This is a genomic window from Coleofasciculus sp. (assembly GCF_046539235.1).
Classification (GTDB): Bacteria; Cyanobacteriota; Cyanobacteriia; order Cyanobacteriales; family Coleofasciculaceae; genus Coleofasciculus.
Genome location: NZ_JBKHHI010000487.1, coordinates 1 through 4,649 on the forward strand (window position 1 = coordinate 1; position 4,649 = coordinate 4,649).

4 protein-coding genes are annotated in these 4,649 nt (G+C 44.9%); all 4 read left to right on the plus strand.

The window, feature by feature from the left end:
* A partial coding sequence (locus ACLFWI_RS27265; RefSeq protein ID WP_446415536.1) for a TIGR03986 family type III CRISPR-associated RAMP protein occupies positions 1-1,013 on the plus strand: 1,013 nt, incomplete at its 5' end.
* A gap of 221 nt (positions 1,014-1,234) precedes the next feature.
* The gene (locus tag ACLFWI_RS27270) at positions 1,235-1,855 is read left to right on the plus strand and encodes a hypothetical protein (RefSeq protein WP_446415537.1); all 621 of its coding nucleotides are present in this window, start codon (positions 1,235-1,237) and stop codon (positions 1,853-1,855) included.
* Between the two features lie 212 nt (positions 1,856-2,067).
* Positions 2,068-2,364 (plus strand): DEAD/DEAH box helicase family protein, encoded by a 297-nt coding sequence (locus tag ACLFWI_RS27275; RefSeq protein ID WP_446415538.1) that lies wholly within the window; start codon positions 2,068-2,070, stop codon positions 2,362-2,364.
* Positions 2,365-2,432: 68 nt separating this feature from the next.
* Positions 2,433-4,250: a CRISPR-associated helicase Cas3 gene (locus ACLFWI_RS27280; RefSeq protein WP_446415539.1), complete on the plus strand. Its 1,818-nt coding sequence runs from the start codon at positions 2,433-2,435 to the stop codon at positions 4,248-4,250.
* Positions 4,251-4,649 lie beyond the last annotated feature (399 nt).

The window sequence follows — 4,649 nt, forward strand, 5'->3', positions numbered from 1 at the left end:
GTGCTGGACGTGTCTTTATCAGTGATGCTATTTGTGAAAAAGCAACTAGTGAAGATATCTGGTTTACTGGCAGTCTGGAAAGAACAATTACGCCACAAATTCTTTCTACACCTAAACCTACAACCTTTCAGCACTACTTAGTTCAAACTGACCCAGAAGCTAGAAAGCGTGAACTAAAGCACTACGCCAATAAGCCAGAAGCGGAAACAGTCATCCGAGGACACAAGCTCTACTGGCACAAAGGACGTTCGCCTTCAATTGTTCTTAATGATCCTGAAGCTTCAGAAAGCCAAACCACTCAGATAAAGCCGATTAAAGCTGGAGTCTCTTTTACATTTACTATCGATTTTGAGAATCTTAGTGATGTGGAGCTTGGTGCTATCCTTTGGGTACTGAATATTGCACAAAAGGAAGAGTACCGCCTCTCAATTGGCATGGGTAAACCTCTAGGTATGGGAGCCATCAAGATTACTCATCAGATACATCTGAGTGATCGTAAACAACGATACAAAAAGCTATTTCAAGATAATAACTGGCATATCGGAGAAAAATCTGATGCCGCTGACACACACCACAGATGTGTGAAAGCGTTTGAAAAGTATGTTCTTGATCATATCAGTGAGGCAGATCAGCCGAACACAGGTAAAGCCACAACTTTAGAAGAATTACCCCGTATCAAGATGCTTCTGGCAATGCTCAGTTGGTCTGGTGTTTCTAGCAATGAAGCACGATATATGGAAATTGAGCGTGATCACCAGCCAAGGATTGGAACTGATAAAAATGAGTACAAAGAGCGTCCAGTTCTACCGACTCCTTTACAAGTAATAGGATGGGAAGATAACCGGAAGATAAACAAACCCAATCCATCTCCCCAGCCAAGAGCAAAGATAAGTAAGCCTGTGCCTAAAAAATCTAAGCCGCCCACTCGTCGAAACAAGGAGGGTGGACGAGAGGATAAGGGAGGTGGCAATCCAGCTTTTACCAGACCTCCGAAACCACCAAAGCGTCGGTGATAAGTAAAGGTAGCAACGACTCAGACCAAGTTGCAGTCAAAGAGATAATCTGTCATAGTTCGCTCAAGCAAGATGCTTTTGGGTAGCGAGCAAGATGCTCGCACTACTACAGCAAGGATTGCGCCATTATTGACATTACGGTTTAAATGCCGAACAGCTTATCACATACATATTTTGGCATCAACAGCAGTCTACTCTATCAACGTTCTCAGGAGGTTAAGATGGCTTTTAGTAGTTATAAAGATATCAGTTCAGTTCTTCAAGAATTTCAGATTACTTACACTGAAGCTAATTTCATGGGTGAACTTGAGTTTGCCATATCTGACTATTTCCGAGACGATTTACAAACCGTCCTCCAAGATGGCGTTCCTAATGCTTCAGAATTCTCAATTTGCGAGAATCTAATTTATCCGGTTCTGAAAGAGGTTTGGAAATGCTATCGAAGTAAATTTGTTTTATGGGGTCATCATTCACTGATATACGATGAAAACCTATCGGGATTTCCTGAGTATATTTTGGCGAAACGTTCTGCTTTGGGAAAAATTGTGTTTGACAAGCCTTACTTTTTATTGGTTGAAGCTAAACAAGATAAGTTTACGGAGGGATGGGGTCAGTGTTTTGCGGAAATGGTGGCGGCGCAAAAGCTGAATGATGAATTAGGATTTACGGTTTTTGGCATTGTCTCGAATGGCAAGTATTGGGAATTTGGTAAGTTAGAAAATATGTCACTTACGCAAAATATTAACCGCTATCTCCTTCAGGATTTGGATCAGCTTTTTGCGGCTGTTAACTATATTTTTAAGGAATGTGAATTACAACTGGATGCTAAAGTAAGTATTTGATTTCAATGTCTATCCTGTAGGTTGGGTTGCTGACTTAAGCCCTCAACTAAAGTTGGGGCTAAAAGCAGCAAACCCGTTGAAACGGGTTCAAAAAGTTAATTCATTTCTTTCCAGGCTATGCGAGTCAGCGCCATTTACCTTAAATTGACACCAATGCACGTCGGTGCGCTACAGCCCTGCTTCCCTTGTTTCTTTTGTCTCTTGTTTCTCCTATGACTCTTGCTGAATACTTCCACATTCTTACTGGATTCCCCCCACGCCAATTTCAAGAAGATGCGATCGCACGCCTCCTGAATCGCCAAAATGTCCTGCTTCGCGCCCCCACCGGATCAGGGAAAACCGAAACCGCGATCGCACCGTTCCTTTTTGCCCAAATCCTTCAGGGCGATTTCCCACATAAGTTGATTTATGTTGTTCCTTTGCGAACTTTGGCGAATAGTTTACGCCAACGGGTAGATACGTTAGCGAGAACTTGGGAAAGTGCATGGTTCATGGTTCATGGTTCATAGTGCATGGTAGCAATTAACAATCAACAATCAACGATGAACAATCAACAATCAACAATCAACAATCAACAATCAACTCTCGATTTTTACCCGAAGATCGGGCGAAAAAAGAAGCGTATCTCAAACAAACCTTTGCTCTCAATTGGCAGCATCTTGAGGATAAAACTTGTCACCTCCTAATTGCTACTCAGGTGATTGAAGCTGGACTGAATATTACCTGTGAAGTCATGCATACCCATTTATGTCCGATGAATTCTCTGCTGCAACGGGCGGGGCGCTGTGCTAGATTTGGCGGGGAAACGGGGGAGGTTTATGTGTATCGGTCGTTTCCAGTGACTCCTCTGGATCAAGACTGGGCGATGGCTGATTTAGATGATGAACCGGAAACTGAGACGCCAAAACAGCAACGTTTTTTACCCTATACTCGGGACATTTGTGAATTAACCTGGACGGTTTTACAAGCACATACCGAATCAGAACAGGGGAGTCAATCAGTTGGTTTTCGCTTGGAGGAACAGTGGATTAATCAGGTTCATTCCCTGGAAACCCAACGACAACAGGAACGTCGGGCAAATAATCAGATGCACTTTGAACAGCACTTAAATGCGGCTCTTTTTCAGGGGGAAGCATCAGCGGCGGCTGAGTTAATTCGCTGGGTGGATGCGCGGAGTGTGTTTGTTTGGTCGGAACCGATCTTTTTTGATGATGAACCGATTGATCCGCAGCAGTTGTTGGCGTTTTCGATGCCGATTTCTAGTTTATGTCAGGTTTGGCAAGCGGTGAAGAATTTGGGCTACGAAATTGACTGGATGTTTAAGCGGATTGAAAATCCTAAAGGGAGAGCGACTGAGACGTATAGTCAACCCGTTTGTGTGCCGATTACGTCTCGCGAATCTTTAGTGACGACTGTGCGAATTTTGGTGAATCCTCGCTATGTTTATTATGATGACCAAATCGGGTTGTTGATTAGTCCCCATCTGGTGGGTAATTGCTTTTCTTCGCCCCCTAAGCCGTCACAGAAACGGCACAGTGAGTATCGTTATCCCATGGATAATTATGTGGGTCATTTGGTTTTGATGTGGAAGTGTTGGCGCGAGGCGTTTCCCACCAGGGTGCGACGAAATGGTGAATGGGTGGCGATTCAACTCCGCCCGGTACGGGATGAATTGTTATCAGCCGGGGGGCGGTTGATTCGGGCGAAAATTTTTCCCCACCTATCCGAGAATCAGGCGGAGGTTTTGTTTGAATATTTGGTGTTTTTTGCTGTTTTTACCCATGATTTAGCCAAGCTTCAGGTAAAATGGCAAAATGTGATGCGGGGATGGCAAGCGATCGCCTATGATGAGTTTGGTGGTCGAAATCCCGGTTCGCACCTGCTGGCGCATACGGATTATGATCCCGATGATCCGGTACAACGGGAGCGATTGAAGGCTTATGAACAAAAGCATCGGCGCCCTAACCATGCGGTAGAGAGTGCGTTTCTCTCGCGGGAGATTCTTAAGGTGTCTCTGTTACCCTTGTTGCGTGATCATTTTCAGGCTGATGTTCAACAGATTCGGGCGATTCTCCATACCGTGATTATGGCAACCGGGCGTCACCATTCGGCTTGGGCGGCGGGATGGAAAATTGGGGATGTGGCAAAGATTAAGGGGATTCAGTTACATCCAGAGGCGCAACGTGCGATCGCGTCAAGTTGGCGCTGTATGGTTCGGTTTTTACCTCAAACGTTACCCCTGCAACCAGCGAATCTGAGTCGGGAGTTTTACCCGGTGACTCACGCCTTTGACTTAAATCGATTCGATACATCTCAACTTGAGTATCTACAACTGTATTTATTAGTCGTTCGCGGGTTGCGGCTTTGTGATCAGCGATCGGTTCAATTGCGTTGATGGTTCATTGTTCATTGTTGATGGTTCATTGTTCATTGTTCATTGTTTGTAGTTGCGCTGTCTTCGCCATAATCTCATCGCTAGTGTGGTTAAAACAGAAGCTACATCAACGGTGCGGGAGTTTGGTTGGCGCACAGGGATTCGCGATCGCTAGGTTCGTATTTGATTAGCGCAAAGAGCCTGTATTGCCCAGACGTTTCAGGTATATGGCGCGATGTGAGTGTTGAATGTGTAGGGGCGGGTTTTACTACTATCTTTTTGGTCGCACCCAGATGTGACTAAACCCGCCCCGACTCAGGTTTCTAGACGTTCCGTGAAAAGTTAGCTGTATTGCCAAGCTGCGATTATATCCAGGAAAGTTGGTTTCAGTCCCCTTGCGGGGATTAGGTTAGCGGAAAG